The sequence below is a fragment of the Streptomyces sp. NPDC059900 genome (assembly GCF_050270335.1).
Lineage (GTDB): Bacteria > Actinomycetota > Actinomycetes > Streptomycetales > Streptomycetaceae > Streptomyces.
Genome location: NZ_JBNNJZ010001043.1, coordinates 1 through 1,583, shown reverse-complemented (window position 1 = coordinate 1,583; position 1,583 = coordinate 1). Strand labels below are relative to the sequence as shown.

At 70.2% G+C, this 1,583-nt stretch carries 2 protein-coding genes; one reads left to right on the top strand and one right to left on the bottom strand.

All coding sequences use genetic code 11. The annotated features are described in order from the left end of the window. Positions 1 to 78 precede the first annotated feature (78 nt). Positions 79 to 813, bottom strand: coding sequence for a MerR family transcriptional regulator (locus tag ACQKIP_RS47030; protein WP_427745824.1), 735 nt, complete (start codon positions 811 to 813; stop codon positions 79 to 81). Between the two features lie 162 nt (positions 814 to 975). Between ACQKIP_RS47030 and ACQKIP_RS47025 the strand changes: the two genes are divergently transcribed. Then, positions 976 to 1,583: AMP-binding protein (locus ACQKIP_RS47025; RefSeq protein WP_427745823.1), on the top strand; the 608-nt coding region annotated here is incomplete at its 3' end.

Sequence of the window (1,583 nt, the reverse complement as noted above, 5' to 3'; positions counted from 1 at the left end):
GGCATACCCGATGTGAAAATTTCTCTTGGGCTCGTATATGTTTATAATTCACCGCTCTAGCAGGGATGCGGGAGTGGCTCAGCAGCCCTTTACCCACTCCCGCAGCTCCTCCTTGAGGGAGCGCTGGAACGCCGTCACCAGCGCCTGCACCACCATCGGCTGCATATGGGCCGACAGGGACCGCATCGCCGCCACGTGCTCCGGGTCCGACTCCCGCTCCCGGTAGGGACCCCACACCTCGTCGCGGAAGAGGCGGGACAGCTCGACGGCCGCCGAGCGCGTGTGCTCCATCAGGACCGTGCGCGCCGCCAGGATCGTCTCGTGCGCGATGGGCACGTCGAGCAGCTGCACGCCCAGGCGCAGCAGTCCCGGATCGACGCTGTAGACCCCCCGGCGCCCCGCGGGGGCGACGACGCCCATCGCCGAGAGCCGGTCCAGATCCCCGTCGCCCAGCGGCCGCCCCGCCCTGCGCTCCAGCTCCGCGCGATCGGTCTCCTCGGCCGAGTCGGGGGCCCAGGAGGCCACCACCGCACGGTGAATGGCGAGGTCGTGGGCGCTCAGATCGGGCGGCAGCTGCTCCAGATACCGCTCGATCGCGGCCAGCGTCATGCCCTGGTGCTGGAGCTCCTCGATGAGCCCGAGCCGGGACAGGTGCTCCTGGCCGTAGTGACCGACCCGGCGCGGACCGATCACCGGCGGCGGCAGCAGACCCTTGGTGCCGTAGAAGCGGATCGTGCGGACGGTGACGCCCGCGCGCGCGGCCAGTTCGTCGACCGTGAGCGTCGGCTCGTCGGTGTCCGCTGTCCTCGTCATCGTCATGGCAGCACATCGCCTTCCCGTTCGTGCACCGGCAGTTGTGCACCGATCCGGTGCAACAGTATTGCTGTCTCACCACTGTTGTGAAAGCGTCCCGCCCAGTCACTTGAAAGCGTCCGGACCGGTCACTTGCTTCGTCGATGACGCCAGGAGGCGGTCATGACCACGATCCTGCGACTTCCCGGGGAACCCGCCGGCATCACCCTCCCCGCCCTGCTGCTCCGCAACGCCGAGGACCTCGGTGACCGCCCCGCCCTCTCCTGGCGCACCGCCCCCGAAGGCCAGTGGACGACTCTGACCTGGAGCGAAGCCCGCCGCAAGATCGCCGTCCTCGCCGCCGGATACGCGGCGCTCGGCGTGCGGCGCGGCGAGCACGTCCTCATGATGATGGGCAACCGCCCCGAACACTGGCTGAGCGATCTCGCCCTCGTGCACCTCGGCGCGGTCCCCGTCACCGTCTACGGCACATCGGCCCCCGAGCAGATAGCCCACATCGCCCGGCACAGCCGTGCCCGCTTCGCGATCGTCGAGGGCGCCCGGGAACTGGACCGCTGGGAGCCGCTCCTGCCGGACGTCACGGTCCCGCTGGAGCGCCTGGTCGTCGTCGAGCCCGCCGACGCGGGCACGCACCGCACGTACGGCTCCCTGCACGCCACCGGGAGCCGCCTCTTCGACGCCGACGGCTTCGAGAAGGCCTGGCGCGAATCCGCCGCGGAGGACCCGCTCACCGTCGTCTACACCTCGGGCACCACCGGCGACCCCAAGGG